General features: G+C 38.4%; 28 protein-coding genes and 2 pseudogenes. 22 read left to right on the forward strand and 8 right to left on the reverse strand.

Going from position 1 to position 22,553, the window contains the following annotated elements; translation table 11 throughout:
• The first annotated feature begins 255 nt into the window (after window positions 1–255).
• The 6 genes and pseudogenes from JCM12304_RS07225 to JCM12304_RS07250 all read left to right on the forward strand — a co-directional run bounded on the left by JCM12304_RS07225 (window position 256) and on the right by JCM12304_RS07250 (window position 3,097).
• Window positions 256–705, forward strand: a complete 450-nt coding sequence (locus JCM12304_RS07225; RefSeq protein ID WP_060679397.1) for a GNAT family N-acetyltransferase — start codon at window positions 256–258, stop codon at window positions 703–705.
• A gap of 25 nt (window positions 706–730) precedes the next feature.
• Window positions 731–922: a hypothetical protein gene (locus JCM12304_RS07230; protein WP_060679399.1), complete on the forward strand. Its 192-nt coding sequence runs from the start codon at window positions 731–733 to the stop codon at window positions 920–922.
• A gap of 176 nt (window positions 923–1,098) precedes the next feature.
• Window positions 1,099–1,248 (forward strand): annotated as a pseudogene (locus tag JCM12304_RS19990) (DUF6366 family protein); the annotation flags it as partial.
• A 20-nt stretch (window positions 1,249–1,268) separates the two neighbouring features.
• Window positions 1,269–1,661 carry a hypothetical protein gene (locus JCM12304_RS07240; protein WP_223280482.1) on the forward strand — a complete coding sequence of 131 codons (393 nt, stop codon included), beginning with the start codon at window positions 1,269–1,271 and terminating at the stop codon, window positions 1,659–1,661.
• Window positions 1,662–1,715: 54 nt separating this feature from the next.
• The gene (locus JCM12304_RS07245; protein ID WP_060679402.1) at window positions 1,716–2,729 is read left to right on the forward strand and encodes a C45 family autoproteolytic acyltransferase/hydrolase; all 1,014 of its coding nucleotides are present in this window, start codon (window positions 1,716–1,718) and stop codon (window positions 2,727–2,729) included.
• Window positions 2,730–2,791: 62 nt separating this feature from the next.
• Window positions 2,792–3,097 carry a YjcN family protein gene (locus tag JCM12304_RS07250; protein ID WP_019377235.1) on the forward strand — a complete coding sequence of 102 codons (306 nt, stop codon included), beginning with the start codon at window positions 2,792–2,794 and terminating at the stop codon, window positions 3,095–3,097.
• 53 nt (window positions 3,098–3,150) lie between these two features.
• Here the strand turns inward: JCM12304_RS07250 and blaI are convergent.
• The 3 genes and pseudogenes from blaI to bla all read right to left on the reverse strand — a co-directional run bounded on the left by blaI (window position 3,151) and on the right by bla (window position 6,441).
• Window positions 3,151–3,554, reverse strand: a pseudogene (gene blaI / locus JCM12304_RS07255) (penicillinase repressor BlaI).
• A gap of 23 nt (window positions 3,555–3,577) precedes the next feature.
• Window positions 3,578–5,338 (reverse strand): BlaR1 family beta-lactam sensor/signal transducer, encoded by a 1,761-nt coding sequence (locus tag JCM12304_RS07260; protein ID WP_082388003.1) that lies wholly within the window; start codon window positions 5,336–5,338, stop codon window positions 3,578–3,580.
• 182 nt (window positions 5,339–5,520) lie between these two features.
• Window positions 5,521–6,441: a class A beta-lactamase gene (gene bla / locus JCM12304_RS07265; RefSeq protein ID WP_060679404.1), complete on the reverse strand. Its 921-nt coding sequence runs from the start codon at window positions 6,439–6,441 to the stop codon at window positions 5,521–5,523.
• A gap of 316 nt (window positions 6,442–6,757) precedes the next feature.
• On the opposite strand from bla, the gene JCM12304_RS07270 reads away from it, so the two are divergent.
• From JCM12304_RS07270 to JCM12304_RS19535, 12 genes are all read left to right on the forward strand, one after another.
• Window positions 6,758–7,198, forward strand: a complete 441-nt coding sequence (locus JCM12304_RS07270) for a VOC family protein (protein ID WP_060679406.1) — start codon at window positions 6,758–6,760, stop codon at window positions 7,196–7,198.
• Between the two features lie 50 nt (window positions 7,199–7,248).
• Window positions 7,249–7,746 (forward strand): GNAT family N-acetyltransferase, encoded by a 498-nt coding sequence (locus JCM12304_RS07275; protein ID WP_060679408.1) that lies wholly within the window; start codon window positions 7,249–7,251, stop codon window positions 7,744–7,746.
• A 232-nt stretch (window positions 7,747–7,978) separates the two neighbouring features.
• A complete protein-coding gene (locus JCM12304_RS07280) occupies window positions 7,979–8,809 on the forward strand; it encodes an MIP/aquaporin family protein (protein ID WP_060679410.1) in 831 nt (276 codons plus the stop codon).
• A gap of 18 nt (window positions 8,810–8,827) precedes the next feature.
• Complete coding sequence (gene glpK / locus JCM12304_RS07285; protein WP_060679412.1) at window positions 8,828–10,324, forward strand: glycerol kinase GlpK; 1,497 nt, start codon at window positions 8,828–8,830, stop codon at window positions 10,322–10,324.
• A 93-nt stretch (window positions 10,325–10,417) separates the two neighbouring features.
• Window positions 10,418–11,410, forward strand: a complete 993-nt coding sequence (gene dhaK / locus JCM12304_RS07290) for a dihydroxyacetone kinase subunit DhaK (protein WP_060679413.1) — start codon at window positions 10,418–10,420, stop codon at window positions 11,408–11,410.
• Window positions 11,411–11,432: 22 nt separating this feature from the next.
• On the forward strand, window positions 11,433–12,053 hold the full coding sequence (gene dhaL / locus JCM12304_RS07295) for a dihydroxyacetone kinase subunit DhaL (RefSeq protein ID WP_060679414.1): 621 nt from the start codon (window positions 11,433–11,435) through the stop codon (window positions 12,051–12,053).
• A 6-nt stretch (window positions 12,054–12,059) separates the two neighbouring features.
• On the forward strand, window positions 12,060–12,431 hold the full coding sequence (dhaM, locus tag JCM12304_RS07300) for a dihydroxyacetone kinase phosphoryl donor subunit DhaM (protein ID WP_060679416.1): 372 nt from the start codon (window positions 12,060–12,062) through the stop codon (window positions 12,429–12,431).
• Between the two features lie 213 nt (window positions 12,432–12,644).
• Window positions 12,645–13,211 (forward strand): DUF4256 domain-containing protein, encoded by a 567-nt coding sequence (locus JCM12304_RS07305; RefSeq protein WP_060679418.1) that lies wholly within the window; start codon window positions 12,645–12,647, stop codon window positions 13,209–13,211.
• A gap of 467 nt (window positions 13,212–13,678) precedes the next feature.
• Window positions 13,679–14,188: a hypothetical protein gene (locus JCM12304_RS07310; RefSeq protein WP_019377222.1), complete on the forward strand. Its 510-nt coding sequence runs from the start codon at window positions 13,679–13,681 to the stop codon at window positions 14,186–14,188.
• Between the two features lie 60 nt (window positions 14,189–14,248).
• Window positions 14,249–14,476 (forward strand): hypothetical protein, encoded by a 228-nt coding sequence (locus JCM12304_RS07315; protein WP_019377221.1) that lies wholly within the window; start codon window positions 14,249–14,251, stop codon window positions 14,474–14,476.
• 22 nt (window positions 14,477–14,498) lie between these two features.
• Window positions 14,499–14,690 (forward strand): hypothetical protein, encoded by a 192-nt coding sequence (locus tag JCM12304_RS07320; protein WP_019377220.1) that lies wholly within the window; start codon window positions 14,499–14,501, stop codon window positions 14,688–14,690.
• Between the two features lie 83 nt (window positions 14,691–14,773).
• Window positions 14,774–15,004: a hypothetical protein gene (locus JCM12304_RS19535; protein WP_218185776.1), complete on the forward strand. Its 231-nt coding sequence runs from the start codon at window positions 14,774–14,776 to the stop codon at window positions 15,002–15,004.
• 58 nt (window positions 15,005–15,062) lie between these two features.
• On the opposite strand, the gene JCM12304_RS07330 is transcribed toward JCM12304_RS19535, so the two are convergent.
• The 4 genes from JCM12304_RS07330 to JCM12304_RS07340 all read right to left on the reverse strand — a co-directional run bounded on the left by JCM12304_RS07330 (window position 15,063) and on the right by JCM12304_RS07340 (window position 17,717).
• The gene (locus JCM12304_RS07330) at window positions 15,063–15,758 is read right to left on the reverse strand and encodes an ABC transporter permease (protein WP_019377218.1); all 696 of its coding nucleotides are present in this window, start codon (window positions 15,756–15,758) and stop codon (window positions 15,063–15,065) included.
• Window positions 15,755–16,606 carry an ABC transporter ATP-binding protein gene (locus tag JCM12304_RS07335; RefSeq protein ID WP_060679421.1) on the reverse strand — a complete coding sequence of 284 codons (852 nt, stop codon included), beginning with the start codon at window positions 16,604–16,606 and terminating at the stop codon, window positions 15,755–15,757. Before JCM12304_RS07335 ends, JCM12304_RS07330 begins: the two co-directional genes overlap by 4 nt.
• Window positions 16,607–16,770: 164 nt before the next feature.
• On the reverse strand, window positions 16,771–17,073 hold the full coding sequence (locus JCM12304_RS19995) for a LytTR family DNA-binding domain-containing protein (RefSeq protein WP_256200783.1): 303 nt from the start codon (window positions 17,071–17,073) through the stop codon (window positions 16,771–16,773).
• A complete protein-coding gene (locus tag JCM12304_RS07340; RefSeq protein ID WP_256200784.1) occupies window positions 17,070–17,717 on the reverse strand; it encodes a P-loop NTPase family protein in 648 nt (215 codons plus the stop codon). Before JCM12304_RS07340 ends, JCM12304_RS19995 begins: the two co-directional genes overlap by 4 nt.
• A 159-nt stretch (window positions 17,718–17,876) precedes the next feature.
• Here JCM12304_RS07340 and JCM12304_RS07345 point away from each other — a divergent pair, with 159 nt between their 5' ends.
• The 4 genes from JCM12304_RS07345 (at window position 17,877) to yfkAB (ending at window position 21,502) form a co-directional block, all read left to right on the forward strand.
• Window positions 17,877–18,443 (forward strand): sugar O-acetyltransferase, encoded by a 567-nt coding sequence (locus tag JCM12304_RS07345; RefSeq protein WP_060679423.1) that lies wholly within the window; start codon window positions 17,877–17,879, stop codon window positions 18,441–18,443.
• 271 nt (window positions 18,444–18,714) lie between these two features.
• A complete protein-coding gene (locus tag JCM12304_RS07350; RefSeq protein ID WP_019377214.1) occupies window positions 18,715–19,020 on the forward strand; it encodes a PadR family transcriptional regulator in 306 nt (101 codons plus the stop codon).
• Between the two features lie 15 nt (window positions 19,021–19,035).
• Window positions 19,036–20,223 (forward strand): chromate efflux transporter, encoded by a 1,188-nt coding sequence (gene chrA / locus JCM12304_RS07355; RefSeq protein ID WP_060679425.1) that lies wholly within the window; start codon window positions 19,036–19,038, stop codon window positions 20,221–20,223.
• A 151-nt stretch (window positions 20,224–20,374) separates the two neighbouring features.
• The gene (gene yfkAB, locus JCM12304_RS07360) at window positions 20,375–21,502 is read left to right on the forward strand and encodes a radical SAM/CxCxxxxC motif protein YfkAB (RefSeq protein WP_060679426.1); all 1,128 of its coding nucleotides are present in this window, start codon (window positions 20,375–20,377) and stop codon (window positions 21,500–21,502) included.
• Between the two features lie 125 nt (window positions 21,503–21,627).
• Here the strand turns inward: yfkAB and JCM12304_RS07365 are convergent, their stop codons facing one another.
• A complete protein-coding gene (locus tag JCM12304_RS07365; RefSeq protein WP_060679428.1) occupies window positions 21,628–22,530 on the reverse strand; it encodes a LysR family transcriptional regulator in 903 nt (300 codons plus the stop codon).
• Window positions 22,531–22,553 lie beyond the last annotated feature (23 nt).

A 22,553-nucleotide genomic window follows, 5' to 3' on the forward strand; every position in this document is an offset into this window, starting at 1 on the left:
AGAACAATCCGCCGGAGAGCAAAAGAATCATCCGGAGAGCAGAACAATCCGCCGGAGAGCAAAAGAATCGTCCGGAGCGCGCAAGAATCGTCCGTAGAGGAAAATAATCCGCCGCAGGACAAAAGAATCAGCTGTAACTGGGCATGGGTATCCATTTTGTGAAACTACTGCATACTCTCAATGCATATGTGAGTCCATTTTATAAACTTAAAAATTTTCAAGCAATACACGTTTTTAACAAAGGAATTGAAACTAATGAGCAACATTTCTATAAGAAAAATTAATAACAGCAATGAAAGTGCAGTTAGAAAAATAACCTTGAAAGAGGACCAGCAAAATTTCATTGAATCTGTGGATGAATGCCTGGACGAAGCAAATACGGTACCTCAATGGCGACCAGTAGCCATCTATAATGAAGATGCAATAATTGGTTTTGCTATGTACGGGTCCTTTGGGCCTAATAAAGATACGTGGATAGACCGAATTATCATTGATGAAAAATACCAAGGAAATGGATTCGGCAAAAAAGCAATGTTCAGGCTTATTGAAATCGTGTCAAAGGAATATGGAGTTAAAGACATACACTTAAGTATTGTAGAAGAAAATAAAGTAGCCCGGCACCTATATGAGAGCATTGGTTTTAAGTATATAAATGAGAAAGACCCGAATGGAGAACTTATATTTAAATATACAGTGAAGCAGTAGCAAGCAGTTGAAGGGAGAGAGAAATTTGACAGAAAATAATGAAGAACAAAACAAACCCTTTAATGATGCAATGGAACACCAGCAAAATGTGGAAGGAGATCCCATCCCACATAGCGGAGAATTTCCACGCCCTATCAAAATTATTGGCTATTTTCTAATTGGAGGAATTATTTTAATTCTAGTGTTTGGTTTAGTTGGGAACTTTTTGTTTAACTAAATTTTTGTACTGATAAGTTGCTACACGAGACTGTGAATGAAGCATAGCAAGTCGATTGTATTTTTTGTATAATTAAGAAAAATGTGATTGCCTTGTTTTGATTTGCCACCAATTTCACCCTTTCTGGAGGTGAGTGAATGAGTGAGAATAAGAGGACACCTTAAGAACAAAGAGAAAAATTGAGACAGGAGGAATTAAAGCAACCTTCCAGCAGCATACACGGAAGTAATCTGTCTGATTTAGTGGGTGGGTTGAGCTGGAAGGGAACTGGAATTATTATTTTTATATTAATTATTATTTTGGTTGGGTATGTTTTATTTCGGTGAATATATCTAGAAATGAATACATGGCTTTTTTACAAATAATCGCAGGTGATACAATGGGTCTCTACTATGAAAGTACATTAAACGTACTCAAAAAAAATTTCATGCTAGTAATAATGGCAATCGTCTTGTTGATTCCTACCTTTTTCTTATGGGCGGGTGTGCCTTTCTTTATCATTGGAGGTTTAGTTGAAAATTTGATTTCTAGTCAAGTACTTGTTTTTATAAGTATTTCGCTCTCAGGTGGATTTTTGTTTTCCTTATACTTTTTGCCATTCCTTTATAAAATTGCAAAACAACTAGCGAACATTACTCAAATTGGTGTAGGGAACTTTCTTCTCCGCATACACACAACCTTTATCTTTATCTGTTCTGTCGTGTATGGCATTACTATATATGTGATTTTTCAATATTAAAGAGTTTGAGAATGAAATCTAGAATAACAATTCATGGAGAGAGGAGAGGATTCCGTGACTGAATTTTCCGTGAAAATAATCCAGCTTAGGGATACTTCGTTTAACATTGGAAGAAAACTTGGAAACAATTTGCAAGGAAATGCGTTAGTTGATATTTTTGAATCTGTTACGAGATCAGAGATAGACTATAAAAATCTCACATCTATTTTTTCAGCATTAGCTCCTCATTTATTGGAGGAGTTAGAAGGATTAGCAGAAGGAGTAGGAATTTCCAGTGAAAAAGCTGCTGCCTTATTTAGTGGATATGATGTACCGAAGACAGAGGCGATGGGCTGCTCGGCCATCATGACAAAGGACTTTTATGTACGAAATTATGATTTTTCCCCTGCTTTTTATGACGGGTTGTTCAGTCTGGTACAAAGTGATTCCGCATTGGCAACTGCAGGATATAATTTGCAAGTGATAGGCAGACATGATGGGGTCAATCAGCATGGATTAGTGGCAGGTCTACACTTTGTAAGTAATCATGGCTATACAACAGGCATCTCTGCGTGGACGGCAATACGAATAATTTTGGACATGTGTTCCAATGTCGATGAGGCCGTTCAGCTACTGAAGGAAATCCCACACGCAGCTTGCTATAATTTTTCTCTCGGTGATAAACATGGCAAGATGGCTGTAGTAGAAGCTAGCCCGGAGAATATTGCAGTGAGATATGACGAATCAACATTAGCCTGTGTGAATCATTTCCAGATGAGGCAGCTGAAAGAAAAAAATAGAGAAAGCATAGACGGATCGGTTACCCGTAATCATTATATGAAACAATTGGCCACGAAGAAAATGACACATGAAAACATGTATGATGAATTTAGAAATATACACTCTCCGTTATTTTTTACTGACTATGAAAATATGTTTGGGACACTTCATACAATTTCTTACGCTTATCAAGATTCACAAATAAAAACGACCATTGCACAAAGTGAACAAACCTTGGATATAAACTTTCAAGACTGGGTTGATGGAAAAGATATAAACGAAAAAAAGCTAATCGGAATGATAGACTAATTTCTATGTGTTATGTGCTACTTTGAATGAAAAAATAGCGTCAGTTAAAGGGAGCTAAAATCATGATTAAAAAACGGTGGATTAAAATTACTGTCAGTATCCTGCTTTTTTGCTTAGTCATATTTATAGCTACCTCTTTTTCTCATAAAACTGTCATTCAACGAACACTTTTTTTGAATGGCTACTTTATACAGGCGTTCAACACGGAGATCCAAGATGAACCTGATGCCATAGAAGAAGCGTATGGTACGTGTTATTATATTCATAATGAAAAAGTGAATAATGGAACGGAAAACGGTATTCCCGGTGTTTGTATGAAAGAAAATAGCTTTGGTTTTCTTTACAGTATAGAGATTGGCCATTGGTGATTTTTTACACATGCGAGTATTATCAAGCCACAGTTAGCTCTTCCTCGTCTCTATTATTTGTTGTCTGTGGTAGGACGATCTGTATCCTGCTTAGTATCTAATATTGATCGTAATTCTTTTATATCGGCATCAGATAAATCTTCATCCTGTATAAATTGAACAAGCATTGTTTTAAGCGTGCCATCATAAACCCGCTTGACAAAAGAAGACGTTTTCGCTTTTTGACACTCTTTTTGGGAGAATAGCGGGTAAAACGTATAGACACGCTGATCTCGATGCACTCCAATAACTTCTTTCTTTGTTAGCCGATCTAATAAAGTACGAACTGTTTTTGATTTCCATTCAGTCGTTGGCTGTAGAGAAGAAGTGATTTCACTCGCTGTTAGGGGCGCTTTTTGCATAGTACCTTCATCACTTCCCATTCTGACTCTGAAATTTTAGGTATACTTTTCGTCACGTCCATCATCCCTGCCTTTTAATTTAATAGATTCCTTTATCCTGTAAGATGTTTTTGGTGATTTTTGCAGCGGTACTTCCGTTTGCATGTTGTTTGTCTTCTATATTTGTTGCGAAAAAATACGTGTTCGTTTTGGTTTCCACATAACCGATAAACCAGCCATTGACTTGCTTTCCATTCACAGATCCTGTTCCCGTTTTTCCATACAATGTGGCGTTTTCCTTTGATTCTAACTTCATCGTGTCTTTTACTAATTGAATATTTTTCTCATCAAAGTCAAATTGGTTTGTATAAAAGTCTTTTAATGTTTTTACTTGTTCGATTGGTGAAATTTTCAATGAAGATTCGAGCCAGTATTCATCAATTCCACCTGAGACATCCTGATTTCCATAATTTATAGCACGTATATATGCTTGAATACTTTCCAACTGTAATTTTCTATCCAAGCGCTGAAAATACCATGTTACCGAATTTTCCATTGCTGAAAATAAGTTTTGATCCTTGTTCCATGCTTCATATGGGTAATTGCTTCCATCCCATTTTAAAGCTGTATGTTTTCTGTTAATTACGCCATCCTCTAAGGCGAACAATGCATTATATAATTTATAAGTGGAGTTTGGAGAAACGCGTAGTGTGCTCTTCTTTTTATTATAGATAAAGTATTTTGCTTTCCGCAAATCATACAATACAAAGCTTCCATCACCTTTACTAAAATGGCTACTTAAGTCTTCCTCCACGATCCGCTCGTTATCCAAGTGGTATTGCTCGTTGTTATATGACATTCCTGAAGCAAGGGAGGACTGGTTCAGGACAATTCCTGTTACTGTCAAAAAAATAAGCACACTTTTTCCCTTTAAAAGCCTAGACTCGTTTTTAAAAGATGCAATGTGTCTAATGCGCTTCTTTAATTGTTTCTTTGAGCTGGCAAACTGGCTAACAATTCCTGATAAATAAGTCTTATCAACAAAATTAATGATCGTGTTTCCATAGGCTTTGTAGTCTTCTTGTTTGAGCAATTTTAATACGGCATGGTCACAGGCAATTTCCCGATCAAGACGCATCTCTTTAAAGGCAACCCAGATGAGCGGATTAAACCAATAAATTACTTGAAAAAGCACTACAAGGTAATTCGTGAAAATATCTTTTGATTTATGATGTTTTAGTTCGTGAAGCAAAATATATTTCCATTCATTATTGGTTAACTTTACTTGTGTATGGGCAGGTACAACAATGTATGCTCTGGTAATACCAAAGGTCATTGGTGTCTTGATAAGTGAAGATTGTGCCAATACTATTTTTCGTGAAATATGAAGACGGTGTTTGCATTGTGCAAATAAACTAAGTATCGCTTGATCCTTCACAAGACATAAGGATTTTTTTATTTTCCTTAGATTTATCCATGAGCGAATGACGAGTGCGAGCATGAATAGTAGACCAGTCATCCATATAGTCACGATAAACTGGTTAATAAATGGCAGCTCCATCTTATTGACGGAAAGCGCATAATTATTCATCCAGTTTCCGTCTGCTATAGTAGTAAAGGGTGCTGAGGAATTAGAGGATTGTTGGTAATTTATTTGTTCTCCATCTGAATGGGAGCCACCCAAAAAGTCGAGCAGATGCTCAGGTAAAAAAGGAACTGTTAAAGCAAGTAGTAAAATAAACCATAAATTGTATTTCCATTTCGGTGATAAATGGTTATGAAATAGTTTTTTAAAAAGAATTATCAAAATAACTGTAAAAGAAGAGATAAACATACTTTCAGCTAAATGTAGAGCAAACAATCCATATCAACTCCTTCCCACATGGTTCCAATTTAAATTAACTCAAATTGACAACTGGGTCAATAAAAGGTTAGACAGTTTAATAAATTAAGTTAATAGAATCATAAAGTCCATTAGGCACATACCTTTTGATAAAGTAAATATACACACATGTCATTAAGGAGGCATGTGTGTATATATTATTATTTCAGCGCATTTAGGGCAATTTCGGCAGCTTTGGCTATCAATGCATCATCGTATTCGGCGTCCGCTTCCTCATGGCGAGACATAACTGCAATAACAATTGGTTCTCTGTCTGGTGGCCATACAATAGCAATGTCATTTCTCGTTCCATAGCTTCCAGCCCCACTTTTGTCTCCAACTACCCATTCCGCAGGTGCGCCTGCACGTATTAATTTATCCCCTGTGGCATTTCCTTTCATCCAATTATGTAGAAGCTCACGTTTATCATCTGGTAAAAAATCATCCAGTGCAACTTTCTTCAGTGTGTTGGCCATGGCTTTTGGTGTACTGGTATCACGTTTCTTTCCAGGAGCAAAATCATTTAATTCGGTTTCGAAACGCTCCGGCTGTGTAACATCATCACCAAGATCTCGTAAAGCTTGCTTGAATTGTTCCGGTCCTCCTAATTCTTCTAATAGAAGGTTTGCAGCAGTGTTGTCACTATATCGAATAGCTGCTTCACTTATTTCTCCTAATGTCATTCCGGTATCCACATGTTTTTCAGTAACTGGTGAATAGGTAACTAGGTCATCTTTACTAAATGTTACCACTCTCTCCAGATCCTCGATGGAATTTTGTTTCAATAGGATTGCCGATGCTAAAACCTTGAAGGTCGATGCATAGGCAAATCGATCATCTGGGTTATACTGCAAACGTTGATTAGTGCCCGTATCGATTGCGTAGACACCTAGTCGTGCATTAAATTCCTTTTCAATTTCAGCGAATTTTTCATCCTGGGTAATAATTTCTTCTTTTTTCTTTTTTTGTACCGACGCTGTTTTTTCATCCTGTTCATTCGTATTACAACCAGTTAGCATGTACAAAAGCGTTACGCCTACGTACAAGCAAATCTTAGCCTTGTTTATCTTTCCTTTTCTCATTTTAAAATCTCCTTCCTTATGCACAGTTATACTTACCAATGGATGTCTTACTACATACAACCTAATCCGCTTGACTACAACTGTAATACAATACTACAGTTGTAGTCAAGTGAAAAATTAATTATCAAATTAATTAAATGAATATAGAGCTACTAGCAATTAAGAAAAAAAGGAAAAGAGAAAAGGCGCATGGCTCTAGTTAGCAACTATCATTTTTAGGAAATGCTTAAGCTTATGAATTAGTTTTGATGGATTAAACAAGGAAATCTCCTTAGTTTGTCGAAATTCTAATTAACATAAAAAAGGAGTGAGTAGGTTGAACAGGATTAATTTGATTACTCTAGGTGTGAAAAATATTAAAAACTCCCTTCAATTTTATAGAGATATTGGATTTAAAGCTTCTGTAATAGGAGGAGAGGAGGCTCCAATTATTGTATTCTTTAATAATGAAGGCTCTAAGCTTGAACTGTTTCCTCTGGAAGAGCTTGCAAAAGACATTGATGATAAAAATCCACCTGAGCTATCTAAGGGAGGGTTCTCTGGGATTACGTTAGCCTATAATGCAAAATCAGAAGCAGAGGTCGATTCTATTTTTCAGTTAGTTAAAGAGGTCGGTGCGGAAGTTGTTAAAGAACCACAAAGCTTGTCATGGGGAGGATATGGAGGCTACTTCATAGATCCTGACGGTTATTATTGGGAAGTAGCATATGGATCTAATTGGGAATTTGATGATGCCAATATGTTAATTATTAACTAAAGTATTTTATTAAAAAAAGCTGTTTTAAAACGAGAAGGGAGAGCCGATGCTTGTTAATTAGAGAAATAACCATAGAGGATGCAACAGAATTTACAAATCTAATCACAGAAGTCGAAGCACAATCTACATACATGCTGATGGAGCCTGGAGAAAGAAAGGTGACTCCGGAACAACAACGCGGGAAACTAAAGCAAATAAAAAAGCAGAGTAATTCTACCATTTTGGTTGCTGAAATGGATAATAAATTAGTTGGATATGTGATTGCCATTGGTGGGAGCACCCAGCGGACAAAGCATGCGGCTTACCTCGTTATAGGAATTCTAAAAGCATATCGAGGCAAAGGGCTTGGCAGTGCATTGTTTTCTAATGTAACGGAGTGGGCGGAAAGAAACAGACTCCTCCGTCTGGAATTAACTGTGGTTACCGAAAATCAGGCAGGTATAGCTTTATACAAGAAGAGCGGGTTTAACATAGAAGGAACTAAAAGAAAGTCGCTTATAATCAACGACGTTGCCTATGATGAATATTATATGGCTAAACTTTTATAAAGACTTATGGTTTATTGGTTGTTTACCAATCTATTAATTTAATTTGACAACGGTTACAAATTCATTTATACTTGGGAACAAGTTAATTAAGTGGCGGAGATATGGAGACCCACATTTCAATAGCACCCTTCCACCAAAGGTAGGTTGATTGAAATGTGGGTTTTTCTGCGTTTTAATTAACAGAAATATCAGTTATTTATTGAATTACTATTATACCAGAGGGGTGTTTGGCATGTCGGAGTTTTTAGCTGAGTTAGTTGGCACAATGATCCTGATTATCTTTGGGGCAGGTGTTGTTGGTGGAGTTGTACTTAAGAAGTCAAAAGCTGAGGGAGCTGATTGGGTTGTAGTTACCATTGGTTGGGGACTTGCTGTAACAATGGGGGTATATGCTGTTGGTAGTTTTACAGGGGCACATATAAATCCTGCAGTAACACTCGGGTTCGCAGCTGTAGGTGAATTTCCATGGGCAAAGGTTCCCATGTATATAAGCGCACAATTAATTGGTGCAATTATTGGTGCAGGTATCGTTTTCTTAGCCTATTTGCCACATTGGAGTGCGACGAAAGACAAAGCAGCGAAACTTGGTGTGTTCGCCACTGACCCTGCAATACGAAGTCCGTTTTCCAACTTGGTCACAGAGATTATTGGAACAGCCGTATTATTAATGGGGCTAATGTTTATTGGAGCAAACGATTTTACGGAAGGATTAAATCCGTTAATTGTAGGTTTATTAATTGTAGCCATAGGGATGTCATTAGGTGGTCCCACAGGTTACGCGATTAATCCAGCACGTGACCTTGGGCCAAGAATTGCCCATGCTATACTTCCGATACCTGGAAAAGGAGGGTCTGACTGGAAATATGCCTGGATTCCTGTCGTAGGCCCCGTAATTGGAGGCATGTACGGTGCATTATTGTATCAGGCATTATTCCTGGGCAAGCTTTCCGTAACTTTTTGGATTTCAAGTGCTGTAATTGCTGTTATATTGGTTGCTGCAACAAGAGCAGAGCTTATGAAAAATCACGCACCAAAAGAAATCAATGAAACAGTTAAAAATTAATTTAAGGGAGAGGATAGAATGGATAACAAATTTATTTTAGCATTGGATCAAGGGACGACAAGTTCACGTGCCATCATCTTTAATCAAAAAGGGGAGATTGTTGAAACAGCACAGAAGGAATTCGAACAGTTTTTTCAGCATCCTGGTTGGGTAGAACATGATGCGAATGAAATTTGGAATTCCGTGCTGGCTTGTATTGCAGAAGCCTTAAGAAAAGCAGATATTGGACCGGAGCAAATTGCCGGCATTGGGATTACCAATCAACGGGAGACAACTGTAGTATGGGATAAAGACACAGGGAAACCAGTATACAAAGCCATTGTCTGGCAATCACGACAGACAGAAGAAATATGCAGGGAGCTTAGAGAGAAAGGGCTAAATGATTTAGTTAGAGATAAAACAGGACTACTTATTGATCCATACTTTTCTGGAACAAAGGTGAAATGGATTCTTGATCATGTAGAAGGGGCAAGAGAAAAAGCAGATAAAGGAAAGTTATTATTTGGAACAATGGATACGTGGCTTGTACACAAGCTATCCGGCGGAAAGGTGCATATTACAGATTACTCCAATGCTTCCAGAACATTAATGTTTAATATACATGAATTAAAATGGGATGAAGAATTATTAGATATGTTAACTGTTCCTAAAAGTATGCTTCCTGAAGTTCGTCAATCATCGGAAGTATATGCAAAAACTGTAGATTATCACTTCTTTGGACATGAAATTCCAATCGCTGGAATTGCCGGAGATCAGCAATCAGCCCTGTTTGGTCAGGCTTGTTTTGAAAAGGGAATGGCCAAGAACACCTATGGCACTGGTGGTTTTATGTTAATGAACACAGGTGATAAGGCAGTGAAGTCAGAGAATGGGTTATTAACAACGCTTGCTTGGGGTGTTGACGGAAAAGTGGAATACGCACTGGAAGGAAGTATCTTTGTTTCAGGCTCTGCTATTCAATGGCTGCGTGATGGTTTAAGAATCATTGATAGCGCACCAGATAGTGAATATTATGCTACCCGGGTTGATTCAACAGATGGAGTCTATATGGTGCCAGCATTTGTCGGCTTAGGTACACCATACTGGGATAGTGATGCACGTGGGTCCTTCTTCGGTATAACTAGAGGTACAAAGCGTGAACACATTGTCCGTGCAACACTTGAATCGCTTGCTTATCAATCAAAAGATGTGCTTGATGCAATGATCGCAGATTCAGATATTGATTTAAAAACATTGCGTGTGGATGGCGGTGCGGTGAAGAATAATTTTCTAATGCAATTCCAGAGTGATATTTTAAACGTACCTGTAGAAGTTCCTGTCATTCAAGAAACGACAGCACTAGGCGCAGCGTATCTTGCTGGTTTGGCAGTCGGTTATTGGAAGGACAAAGAAGAGATTGCGAAACAATGGCAAAATGATAAAACGTTTACAAGTGAGCTGAAAGAGGAAAAAAGTAATGAGTTATATGAAGGTTGGAAAAAAGCAGTAGAAGCAACAAGAGCATTTAAGATATAGGAAGCCAATAGAGATCAACTATCCATAGTTGGTCTCTATTTAGAATGAAACCCTGGAGAAAACGAATCATCTAAAAAGTGGGAGTGGATAGGGATGAAGAAAATTATTAATGACCCGGAGCATGCTGTTCAAGACATGATTAAAGGTCTTGTTGCCGCTTATCCTCAGCAACTAAAGCAAATTAAGGGTACGAATGTAATTATTCGCAAAGAAGCGCCCGTAGCGAACAAGGTTGGCCTTGTTAGTGGTGGGGGAAGTGGCCACGAACCTGCTCATGCTGGATATATCGGTAACGGAATGTTAGATGCCGCTGTAGTCGGTGAAGTATTTACCTCCCCAACACCGGACCAAGTGTTAGAAGCAATAAAAGCTGTTGATAGCGGTGCTGGCGTACTTTTAATTATTAAAAATTATACAGGGGATGTCATGAATTTTGAAATGGCTGCTGAAATGGCGGAAGCGGAAGGTATCCAAGTGGACAAAGTTATTGTTAATGATGATGTCGCTGTAGAAAATAGCACAGCAACTACCGGCCGTCGTGGAATTGCGGGTACCGTTCTTGTACACAAAATTGCTGGGGCAATGGCAGAACAAGGGGCTTCCTTGAAGGAAGTAAAGGATATTGCAGAGAAAGTAATCGCTGGTGTAAGGTCCATGGGAGTAGCAACAGCTGCATGCACCGTACCTGCAGCTGGAAAACAAAGCTTCGAATTGGCAGAGGATGAAATGGAGATAGGTATTGGAATTCACGGAGAACCAGGGATTGAACGTAAAAAATTAACTTCTGCTGCTGAAATTGCGCAAGAATTAACAGATAAAGTATTAGCAGATCTCGACTTTAAAGACAGTGAAGTTGCTGTAATGATAAATGGATTAGGCTCCACACCGGAAATGGAGCTTTATATTGTAAATCAGACAGTACAAGAAATTTTGGCAGAGCATGAAATAAAGGTATCACACACATTTGTAGGTGAGTATATGACAGCATTAGAGATGGCAGGCTGTTCAGTGACATTATTAAAAGTAGATAAGGAGCTAAAAGCATTGCTTGATGCGCATTCAACAGCACTCGCATTTAAAATGTAGCAAAAGAAGGAGAGAGGCAGGCATGGATCATTTGCAGGTAAATCATGTATATCAATGGATGAAAATTACCAATGACAAAATCCAAAAAAATAAAGAAGTTCTAACCTCATTGGATCAGGCAATTGGAGATGGTGATCATGGAATTAACATGGCACGAGGATTTCAGGAGGTTATGAATAAATTAGATGCAGAGAATTATGAGCATGTGGCAGATATGCTGAAAGATATTGCTATGACGCTCATGTCCAAAGTAGGTGGGGCTGCCGGGCCGTTATATGGGACGGCATTTCTGAAAATGTCTACGCGTCTTAAAGAACAGGATGCTACGTATAAAAATTTTTCTCAAGCTATAACAGAAGCAGTAAATGGTGTGAAACAACGCGGGAAAGCAGAAATTGGTGAAAAAACGATGGTGGATGTTTGGGCCGCAGTTGCAGACCAAATGTCCAAGGAGAGCCACTTCTCTGCTGAGCTTATCGTAAATACTGCGAAGGAAGCAATGGAAAGTACGAAAGAAATGATGGCAACGAAAGGCCGTGCTGCATATCTGAAGGAGAGATCTGTCGGACATATGGATCCAGGCTCTGTTTCTTCCTTCTATTTATTTGAAGCATTGGCAGAAGTAATCGCTGAGGAAGGGTGATAGGACATGGCATATGTAGGAATTGTACTTATTTCTCACAGTCCAAAAGTGGTGGAAGGCACAAAAGAGATCATTAGACAGGTCAATCAGGATGTTGCAATTGAGCTTGCTGGTGGCACAGATGATAATGAAATTGGTACAAGTATTGATAAAATTCTTGAAGCAATTAATCATGCGGACAAGGGCAGTGGCGTCCTATTACTATACGACATTGGCAGCGCAAAAATGAATGCAGAAATAGCAATAGAAATGGCAGAGGGAAATAATATAAAAATGGTTGAAGCTCCGATAGTTGAGGGTGCGTATGTTGCGTCTGTAGAAGCTGGCATGGGTAAATCAGTAGAAGAAATAATAACCACTCTTGAGAAAAACTTTTAAGCAAGAGAGAGTATCTTTTAGTCGAGAGATAGTGTGAGTTGCTTGTGGCTCACACTATTTTTAGTATTTGAGCTACTATTTTGATGTTGATAAACGTATAGAGCTGGATGAGGAAAACTGTTGTGACAGATAAGAATTCTATAAAATGTGGTACACTAATTTTAAAAAGAAAGTTTAGCAATACTTCTACTTCATCTAAAAGGAGGAAAAGTAATGACAAGCACCAAAAAAGAATTATCAGTTGAGCAAAAGAATGAACTTTTAGAAACGTTACAAGCCCGCTTCGAAAAGCATATGGATCGCCACCCAAATCTTCAATGGGGGGATATTCAATCAAAATTAGAAACTAGTCCTGGTAAATTATGGTCTCTATATGAAATGGAACAGACTGGTGGAGAGCCGGATGTCATTGGAAAAGATACGAACACGGGTGAGTATCTATTCTTTGATTGTTCACCTGAAAGTCCTAAAGGGCGCAGAAGCATTTGTTATGACCGGGCAGCACTGGAAGCAAGGAAAAAACATAAGCCGGATAATAGTGCAATCGATATGGCAACCGAGATAGGAATCGAAATGTTAACAGAAGAAGACTATCGAAAGTTGCAGACATTGGGCGAATTTGATAAGAAGACCTCCAGTTGGGTCCAAACACCTGCTGCAATTAGAGATAAAGGTGGCGCGATTTTCTGCGACTATCGCTACGGACATGTTTTCGTCTACCACAACGGCGCAGATTCCTATTATGCTGCCAGAGGTTTCCGCGGCTCATTGAAAGTTTAAAGACAGAATGGGAAACTTTTTTCTAATCGCAAACTAGCTATATTTTGTGCACTATGCGTTATTTTCAGAAACGGGAGTTTGCAGTCCTGCCAAGTTACTTGGAAGTTTATTGCTGATTAATTTATTCTCCAGCGGATAATCAAGCTCTGCAGCTGATTAATTCGCTCACCGGTGGATTATTTCGCTCTGCAGCCGATTAATTAGTTCACCGGCGGATAATCAAGCTCTACAGCGGATTAATCTGCTCACCGGCGGATTACCTCGTTCTGCAGCGGATTAATTCGTTCTCTGGCGGATTATCTCCGCCTGCTATTAATTGTTCTCATTCTACTTCGCATTTTCCTCCAACTATGAAATACCTGAATACGTCCAATATTAATAGTAAAACCATAATAAAAAGTAAATTTATAGAAAATTTGGAACCAAATGCTTCTTTGCTTCGTATTAGAAACAAGGGAGCTGATAGCATGAAGGTTGGAAAACTTGTTTTATCCGTACTGATGCTTGGATTTCTTGTTTTAGCAACAGGCTGTTCAGATGAAACTAAGACAGATGAAAATGTGAAAACAATACAAGCAGTGATAGAAAATGCGCTGAATGGACCAAATGAAGATTTACAAAAATTATTTAATGAAGGCACTGCAGAAGATACCATTCAATACGATAAAGACCATTTTGTCAGTTACTTTGCAAATGAAACAGCCTACATGGATTTCGTTAATAGCTATGGTGCGGTTTTGATGACTACACCGATGCGGGAAGGATACACATTTAAAGTAGAGAATATAAAGTTTGAAAAGACAGATTCCAATGAACTAATTTATGATTTTACGGTTGAGCTATCGTATCAAAAAGAAGGAAATGATGATTGGGAAACGGAGACAGTGACAGGGCAAGCCAACGTAAATGAAAACCATAAAATTGAAGATATGTTAATTCGTATTGATGATTTCTTAGGAGAGTTAGGTAATAAGTAATTTTTAGCTTCAGGACGAAATCGCTTGTATATACGATGAAGGGGAGGGAGGAAGCTGCTTATGTTTAAAACAGTGCTCGTTGGATTAATATCATTTTTTCTCATAAGTGGTTTGTTGATCGGGATTGGTCATCTGTTTCATATTGATATGCTTACATTTACATTTTATGAGAGTTCCTCTACTGGTTTTTGGGCAGAGGGCTCTGTTATCCCATTTATAATCGGCTTAATATCATGTTATTTTATCGGCAATTATTATGAAAAAAGAAAACAAGGTAGTACGAAATAAGGACGGTTTGGAGGTTTATAATATGAACTGGCCAGTATTAAAAGATAAAAAGTGGTGGATATCTTTCTTACTCACTTTGCTGTTATCCATAACGGCAATTCTATTAGCTGTTTTTGAAAATGAATTCTGGGTTTTGGCACTTATTCTTTCTTTAAGTGTATCCGCTGTAGGAGTAAAAAGAGCCACAACCTTAACATATAAAACGAGGGAGTAAGCATTTCAGATCAGTAGAGTTATAAAGAGGTGATAGGAATAGGCATATTTTTTCAACAACAAGACCTAAAAAGCTCAAAACCAGTGATAATTCTTCAACTAATTATTGCAATAGTAACAGCCGTCCTAATGGTTATATGTATTATCAATGATTTTGCATTCATTTATATGAAGTGGATTTTTCTGTTGTTAGGAATTAGCTCTGCTATTGAAGGGGTAGAAAAATATAAAATGAAAATGCCGAAAAAGACGTTTCTGACAGACCTTGGCATAGCATGTGTTTGGTTTGTTTTAGCTTATAGTTTCATGGATTAGGTCAAAGATGAAAACGAGCAGCTGTCTCCTCTCTGGAAGGCAGCTGCTTATTTAAAAGTTAATCATCTGTAGTTGTCTTTTTGAAGCAAATGTATGCAAATACTGCTGCACCAATACTCCAAAGGGCTATGATGCCAAGAGATACCCACGAATTATTCTCATGTACGTGAATGGCCTGCATTAATGGAAACACATTTGCCACTTGTGAGACAGCACTCTCTTTCCCAATACCTAGAGCCTCAATCATTGGAGTGAACCCGAATAAAAACATGACAGGCATAATATAAGCTGAAGTTGAGGCAACGGATTTGGAAAATAAGCCTATTCCTATGCCAAGCAATAAAAAGAAGATGAATAATAACAACAATGCGATCACGTCCTTAAGATTCAGGAAGGGATCTATTCCGACTATTAAAAGAGATATAAGTAATGAGGTGAAGCTAACTAACGCCACAACAAGACTTTTGCCCACAAGAATATCGACATACGATGCTGGTGACTGAACCAGTCCACGTAATGTCTTTTTTTCATTCTCCTCAGCCATCATCGTCATCATAATACTGGAAGTAACAGCTGAATACGTTGCTCCAACAATGATATATAACATGGAAATAGGCAATACTCCTCCATCGCTAAATCGTGTATACATCAAAGATAATACGATAGGGATGAATGGCATGGTGATTAACATCATATTTTTCATGAAATCTTTTATATCTTTTTCAAAAATCGCATGAATCCGCTGAACATTCATGAAACGAGCTCCTCTCCGGTTACTTTTAGAAAAACTTGCCCTAGTGTCGGGTGGTCTGTATGAATAGACTTTACATGACCGTTTCCAATTAACTCTTTCATTCGGTTGGCATTTTCAGGCACATTTTCAATGACCAGCCGATCGCCTTGTACTGTTTCCACATGAAAAGCGTGGGTAGAGTACTTATATCGAAGCGCGGACGGACAATCTAGTTCCTGAAGCTCTCCTTTATGCAAAAATGCAACACGATCACATAATGCAGTAGCTTCCTCCATATTGTGCGTCGTCAGAAAAATGGTTGTTCCTGCCTCGTTCAGCTTCTGCAAGCTACGATGAATATGTGCCATGTTCCCAGGGTCTAACGCAGATGTTGGTTCATCCAAGAATACCAGTTCAGGCTTATGAATGAGAGCCTTCGCAAGCATAACACGCTGCTTCATCCCCTTCGATAACTTTGAGACGGTTGTTTGCCGTTCTTCATGTAAATTAACCTCTTGCAGCATGACATCAATTTGCTTAAGCGGAACGTTATAAAGTTTACAAAATAATTTCAAATTATCATAGATAGATAGTCGCTCATATAAGGAACTATTGTCTGATAAAATGCCGATCTTGGATTTATAATCAGCAGTCGAAAAACGGCTCGCATCCGTCCCGAGCGCTGTTACTTTTCCATGCGTTTGCGTTAATTCTCCTGTTAGAATTTTAATTGTTGTTGTTTTACCTGAACCACTTGGACCGAGTAAACCAAAAATTTCTCCTTTTTCCACATGAAAACTAACATCCTTAATCGCTGTTTTCTTACCAAAACTTTTATGCAAATCACTTACTTCTATACTATTTTCCAAATGAAACCCTCCCTTACGTAACTATCCTCATCGTAAAGGAGGGGCCTGCAATAATCAGCAAAAATAAGGCGGAATGTACTGTCAGCAGGGTGAAATGTACCGGTATTTCATTGAAAAAATAAGTAGAATCAATGAAATGTACCGTGTGAAGGAGTGAATGGTACCTATCTCAGACTGAATTTTTCCTGAATATCCTGTATTTTCGTTCTTGATAAAGGGATCGTTGATTGCGATTTATTATCCATCCGAAGGGAATACGTATTTTTGGACCATGTAATAATTTCACGTACTTTTTGTAAGTTAACGATATAGGACCGGTGGCAGCGATAAAATCCATAAACCTCTAATTTCTTTTCGATTTCCGAAAGTGTACTTTCCATTGGATAAGATGCATCGTTAATGACCATCATTGCTTTTCCATCCTGACTTTCAATGTAGTCAATTTCCAACGGATCAAACAAAATCACCTTATCATCCACCTTTGCCGGGACCTTAAACAAATTGGCACTCGCCGGTGCTTGGAAGGATGTCTCATCTGGTTGAACTTCATCCTCCTCAAGCTCAATTGGATGTATCCCACTTTGCTGTAGCTTATAGCAACATCGCCAAGCAGAAGAGCATGCTCCATATTTGCAACAAGGATAAGGACAGGGATGTGACGTTCCTTGAACTTTTCCAGCAAAGTGATAAAGGTTTGGATTGTTTTAATGTCCACCCCATGTAATGGTTCACGAAAAACAGTTGGTGTTATCCCACTCATTAAATATTTAGCAAAATAAACTCTCCGGATTTCGGAATCCGTGCATCTATGTAGGGGTTTTTTTAGACAGTTTTGTAACCCAAATAGTACAAAGACCTCTGGTAATGGTACTTTGCAGTTAAACCATTTATGAAAAAAACCAACATTGTCTCCAACAGTTAGTCGATGGTACAAGCCTTCCTGTTGATCAAAAACAGGAATCTTGCTCTTCGTCCGTAAAGCATCTACCAGCGCAGTCTGCATGTCATTGTCGCCATAAATGGTGGTAACCGATTCCCCATCTAGCGTGAGGTTGAAGGAGGGAAGGGAATCACTGTCTGTCATTTTTTGATTAATTGTAAAATGTGCCATGATAATCTCCTATTCAAAAATAGTTATCTATTAAACTTAATTTAGCATACCGTTACCTACTTTAAAAGAAGATGAAGAGAATGTTGGTGGTATGCAAGTGCTCATTCACGTACAATAAGTATAAAATTAATCATTTTGATAAAAAGAGAGGGTTTCGGCATGAATAAAGAATTCGATAGAATGGTGGCCGGTAAGATGTACAATCCTGCCGATCCATTATTAACAAAAAAGCGAGAGAATGCTAGAAGATTGGTCCGATTATATAATCAAACGATGGAAACAGAAATGGAGAAACGTACCGGAATTTTAAAGGAACTGCTCGGCTCTGTAGGGGGAAATATCTATATGGAACCTACGATACGCATCGATTATGGCTGTAATACCTATGTAGGAAAAAACTTTTACGCTAATTTTGATTGCGTCATATTAGATTCCTGTGAAGTTCGCATAGGTGATAATTGTATGCTTGCTCCCGGGGTGCACATTTACACGGCCACACACCCAATACGTGCAAACAAACGCAACTCTGGCAAAGAATATGCAAAGCCAGTAACCATTGGAAATAATGTTTGGATTGGCGGAAGAGCGATCATCAATCCAGGTGTAACGATATGCGATAATGCCGTCATCGCTTCAGGCGCAGTAGTCACTAAAGATGTACCAGCTAATGTTGTAGTTGGTGGAAACCCAGCTAAAGTGATCAAGCAGATAGAACAAAACGACTGAACAGTAATGTGGACGGTTCCCATCCAAAAAAACTTCCTAGCTCACTCAAACAGCTGCAAGCATGGACTTGCAGCTGTTTTCTCGCTGTTGATTAGTTTCCTCTACGGCTAATTCTTCTTCTATACGGCGGAAACCCCATCTACATGCAAATGTTAAAAGAACGTAAAGTTTTTCTATAGAGGTTGATGCAAACAGAAAAACAAGATAGAATACAAGCGTAAATCGATATCGAAATTCGAAATCACCAACAAATCAGGGAAGGAGCATCCCAGTGGATAATAAAGTCTTACGTAAACTCTTTTTAGGTTTCATTCAAATACATATTCTGCACCATGCCAAGGAAGAACCCATTTATGGTTCCTGGATGCTTGAGGAACTGCATGAACACGGTTATGAAATGAGTGCAGGAACACTTTATCCTATTCTCCATGGTATGGAAAAGGACGGCCTTCTGACTAAAACTGAGAAAAATGTACATGGCAAGATTAGAAAATATTATCGCGCCACAAATAAGGGTGAAGAAGTACTTGAAGAAGCAAGAGCCAAAGCATATGAATTATTTAAAGAAATTAAATAATAGGGGGAAAAGCCAATGCAAAAAAATAACCTACGTACATTATGGGAAATTTTACTAGCCTCAACAAAACTAGGCCTCACATCCTTTGGTGGTCCAGTTGCTCATTTAGCTTACTTCAAGGAAGAATATATTGATCGACGTAAGTGGTTAGATGACAGAACCTATGCAGATATTATAGCCATTTGTCAGTTTCTCCCCGGCCCCGCAAGTAGTCAGGTTGGAATATCAATCGGCATGCTGCGTGGCGGATTGCTTGGCGGACTTGTATCATGGTTTGGCTTCACGATTCCATCTGTTATCGTTTTAATTGTTTTCGCTCTACTGTACCAAACCTTCACACTAGATGATGCCAGCTTCATCCATAGCTTAAAAATTGTTGCCGCTGCTGTCGTTCTTCATGCACTCATTGGCTTAGGGAAGAAATTAACACCAGATAAAACACGACTGGCAATAGCGATCATAGCTGCAAGTATTATGCTGTTATATCCTACCGCATGGATGCAGATTTTAATTATTTTAGGTGCAGGACTTGTCGGTTTAAAATTATTTACCCATCAGGCAGGAACAAATGTGCAGCCGTTTCGTATAAACATTTCTAAAAAACTCGGGTTGACTTCATTAGGTATACTAATAAGTCTACTTATTTTGTTGCCAATCCTAAATAGATTTACAGATAACCCACTAGTTACGATATTTGACACTTTCTTTCGAGTAGGTTCGCTTGTATTTGGTGGTGGGCATGTTGTGTTGCCAATGATCGAACGCGAGCTGGTTCCAACAGGCTTTTTAACAGCCAATGAATTTTTAGCTGGATATGGAATGGCCCAAGCAGTTCCAGGTCCATTATTTACCTTTTCCAGTTATCTTGGAACAATGATGGAAGGTGTGTTAGGTGCTGTAGTAGCAACAGTAGGAATATTTCTCCCATCCTTTTTGCTTATCATCGCAGCATTACCTTTTCTTAATGAATTGCGGAAACGTGCTAGCTTCCAAGGGATTCTTATGGGAGTCAATGCGAGTGTTGTAGGTATTTTACTAGCTGCATTTTATGATCCGGTAATCAAAAGCTCTATTTTATCTGCCTCTGATTTCGCTCTTGCTGTTATCTTATTCGGTTTATTAAATATCTGGAAAGTGCCAGCATGGCTGATTGTAATTCTCGGTGTAGTTGGGGGATACGTTTTACAGGTTATTACAATATAAAAAATCTCCTGCGTGTGCTTCATAAAGAAACAAATTCTCAATGTAAAATTCACAGGCAAATGTAATAATTCTTGCTTTAGACGTTCTTCTCAATTAGTCTGCTAAAATATAATTTGAAAAGAATATTTAACGGACCAGGAAGGAAATGCATATGCAAACAAAAGAACAACTGAGAAAAATTACACCAAGTCATGACCCGTGGGAAGCGTATATGGATGTAAAGGACTATGGGAAAATGACACTGACTAATGTGGAATTTACTACAACAACATTGTGTAACATGCGTTGTGCCCATTGTGCGGTTGGTTATACACTAAGCCAAAAAGATCCGGAGGCTCTGCCAATGGAGCTACTGGTTAAACGGTTGGATGAAGTCCCACATTTGCGTACCCTGTCTATTACAGGTGGTGAACCGATGATGTCAAAGAAATCGGTGCGAGACTATGTTGTTCCATTATTGCGATATGCCCATGAACGTGGGGTTCGCACACAAATAAACTCAAATTTAACCCTGCCTTATAGCCGGTATGAAGAAATTATTCCGTACCTTGATGTGCTACATATCTCTCACAACTGGGGGACAGAAGAAGAATTTGCCGAAGTTGGGTTTGCCCGTATGGAGCGTAAACCTACAGAGGAGAATAGAAAGAAATACTTTGCACGTATGGTGGAAAATTCGCAACGACTTGCCACAGAAGGTGTCATGGTATCAGCAGAAACAATGCTGAATAAGTCCACTTTTCCTTATTTGGAAAAGATTCACAACCATGTATTGGAGATGGGTTGTGCTCGGCACGAAATTCATCCAATGTACCCTGTAGATTTCGGTAGTGCGTTAGAAACGTTAAGCTTGAAAGAAATGCGTACAGCTATCAAGCGACTGTTGGATGTGCGAGATCCTTCTACATGGATGTTATTCGGTACGCTTCCGTTTTATCCGTGCAGCAGTGACCAGGAGGATATGGAGCTATTAAAGCGGATGTACAAATCCGACAATGTAACGATACGTAATGATCCTGATGGCCGCTCTCGCTTAAATGTTAACATTTTTAATGGCGATATTATTGTGACAGATTTTGGTGATGATGATCCCGCACTTGGTAACATACAAGATACAAAACTGGAAACCGCCTATGAAAAATGGATGGAGTCTAGCACTGCGAAATCAATCAATTGTCATTGTCCAGCAGTTAAATGCTTAGGCCCCAATATTTTGGTGAAGAACACCTATTACCAAGAGACCGACTTCACAAAGAGAAAAGCAAATATTTCTATGTAAATGGTGGTAAAAAATAATACACATTATTTCTTCGAGTGTTTTGTTGCTGAATAAAAATAAAATGCCCAACCAATCTATAAGTGATTGGTTGGGCATTTTTGACAAGAAAAAAGTGTTTAAAGAGATTAATCATCATGGCAAACGCTTTGTGCCATCTTAATAAACTCGTGTGCTGCGGGACTACGCTTAATATCTCGAGCAAAGCTTATTACAATATGGCTTTTAAATGCGGGGTCAGTTAGTGGGTATAAATTATCCTTTTGACTTAATGAAACATTTTCCACAACAGATTGCGGTACAATGGTTATTCCTATGCCACTATTTGCTAGTTGTAGCGCATTTTCCGCATTAATTGTCTCCAAAACGATGTTAGGCTGAATACGGTATTTCATAAAAACCTCATTTGTAAAGCGGCGGAGACCAAGCCCGGCTTTAGCCAATATAAAATTCTCTCCATTTAATAAAGAAAAGTCAAATGTCTCCTTTTTTAATAATCCATTTTTATGCAGATGGTGTTCAGGTGGAATAACAATATAATTGTATTCCTCAAATAAATATTCATATGAAATAGCATCATTTGTAATTGGCAAGGAATTCAGGCAGACATCGATCTGATTGCGGATCAGTAAATTTTCTAATGTCTCGGTTTTTTCTTCGATTAGTTTAACCTCGATACCGGGATATTTTTGCATGTACATTGGCAATAATTTATACAGTGTGTACGTTGCTAAAAAAGGACTTACCCCAACTTTTAAACGCCCTTTTTTCAGATGAGAAATTCCTTGCATTTCCTCTTTCATCTGATCATACAGATCAAGAATGCTATCCATATAATGCAGGTAACGATCGCCGGCATATGTCAGCGTAATCGGAGTTGTTTGCCGATTAATAATTTCTGCTCCAAGATCATTTTCCAGTGTTTTAATAAATTGACTTAGATACGGCTGGGATATATATAGTTGTTTGGCGGCTTTGGAAATACTGCCATATTTTACAATTGCCTTTATATAATCCAAATGCAAATCCATTGAAAATACCTACTTTCATTAGG

Source organism: Virgibacillus halodenitrificans JCM 12304 (assembly GCF_001310895.1).
Taxonomy (GTDB): domain Bacteria; phylum Bacillota; class Bacilli; order Bacillales; family Amphibacillaceae; genus Virgibacillus_Q; species Virgibacillus_Q halodenitrificans.

Excerpts from the sequence above, each read along its gene's own strand:
- JCM12304_RS07340 (WP_256200784.1), bottom strand. The coding sequence starts at position 17,717 with ATGGCACATTTTACAATTAATCAAAAAATGACAGACAGTGATTCCCTT.
- JCM12304_RS07250 (WP_019377235.1), top strand. The coding sequence starts at position 2,792 with ATGATTAAAAAACGGTGGATTAAAATTACTGTCAGTATCCTGCTTTTT.
- yfkAB (WP_060679426.1), top strand. The coding sequence starts at position 20,375 with ATGCAAACAAAAGAACAACTGAGAAAAATTACACCAAGTCATGACCCG.
- dhaK (WP_060679413.1), top strand. The coding sequence starts at position 10,418 with ATGAAGAAAATTATTAATGACCCGGAGCATGCTGTTCAAGACATGATT.
- JCM12304_RS07280 (WP_060679410.1), top strand. The coding sequence starts at position 7,979 with ATGTCGGAGTTTTTAGCTGAGTTAGTTGGCACAATGATCCTGATTATC.
- dhaM (WP_060679416.1), top strand. The coding sequence starts at position 12,060 with ATGGCATATGTAGGAATTGTACTTATTTCTCACAGTCCAAAAGTGGTG.
- JCM12304_RS07315 (WP_019377221.1), top strand. The coding sequence starts at position 14,249 with ATGTTTAAAACAGTGCTCGTTGGATTAATATCATTTTTTCTCATAAGT.
- bla (WP_060679404.1), bottom strand. The coding sequence starts at position 6,441 with ATGAGAAAAGGAAAGATAAACAAGGCTAAGATTTGCTTGTACGTAGGC.
- JCM12304_RS07305 (WP_060679418.1), top strand. The coding sequence starts at position 12,645 with ATGACAAGCACCAAAAAAGAATTATCAGTTGAGCAAAAGAATGAACTT.
- glpK (WP_060679412.1), top strand. The coding sequence starts at position 8,828 with ATGGATAACAAATTTATTTTAGCATTGGATCAAGGGACGACAAGTTCA.
- dhaL (WP_060679414.1), top strand. The coding sequence starts at position 11,433 with ATGGATCATTTGCAGGTAAATCATGTATATCAATGGATGAAAATTACC.
- JCM12304_RS07310 (WP_019377222.1), top strand. The coding sequence starts at position 13,679 with ATGAAGGTTGGAAAACTTGTTTTATCCGTACTGATGCTTGGATTTCTT.
- JCM12304_RS07365 (WP_060679428.1), bottom strand. The coding sequence starts at position 22,530 with ATGGATTTGCATTTGGATTATATAAAGGCAATTGTAAAATATGGCAGT.
- JCM12304_RS07240 (WP_223280482.1), top strand. The coding sequence starts at position 1,269 with ATGGCTTTTTTACAAATAATCGCAGGTGATACAATGGGTCTCTACTAT.
- JCM12304_RS07345 (WP_060679423.1), top strand. The coding sequence starts at position 17,877 with ATGAATAAAGAATTCGATAGAATGGTGGCCGGTAAGATGTACAATCCT.
- JCM12304_RS07225 (WP_060679397.1), top strand. The coding sequence starts at position 256 with ATGAGCAACATTTCTATAAGAAAAATTAATAACAGCAATGAAAGTGCA.
- JCM12304_RS07320 (WP_019377220.1), top strand. The coding sequence starts at position 14,499 with ATGAACTGGCCAGTATTAAAAGATAAAAAGTGGTGGATATCTTTCTTA.
- chrA (WP_060679425.1), top strand. The coding sequence starts at position 19,036 with ATGCAAAAAAATAACCTACGTACATTATGGGAAATTTTACTAGCCTCA.
- JCM12304_RS07330 (WP_019377218.1), bottom strand. The coding sequence starts at position 15,758 with ATGAATGTTCAGCGGATTCATGCGATTTTTGAAAAAGATATAAAAGAT.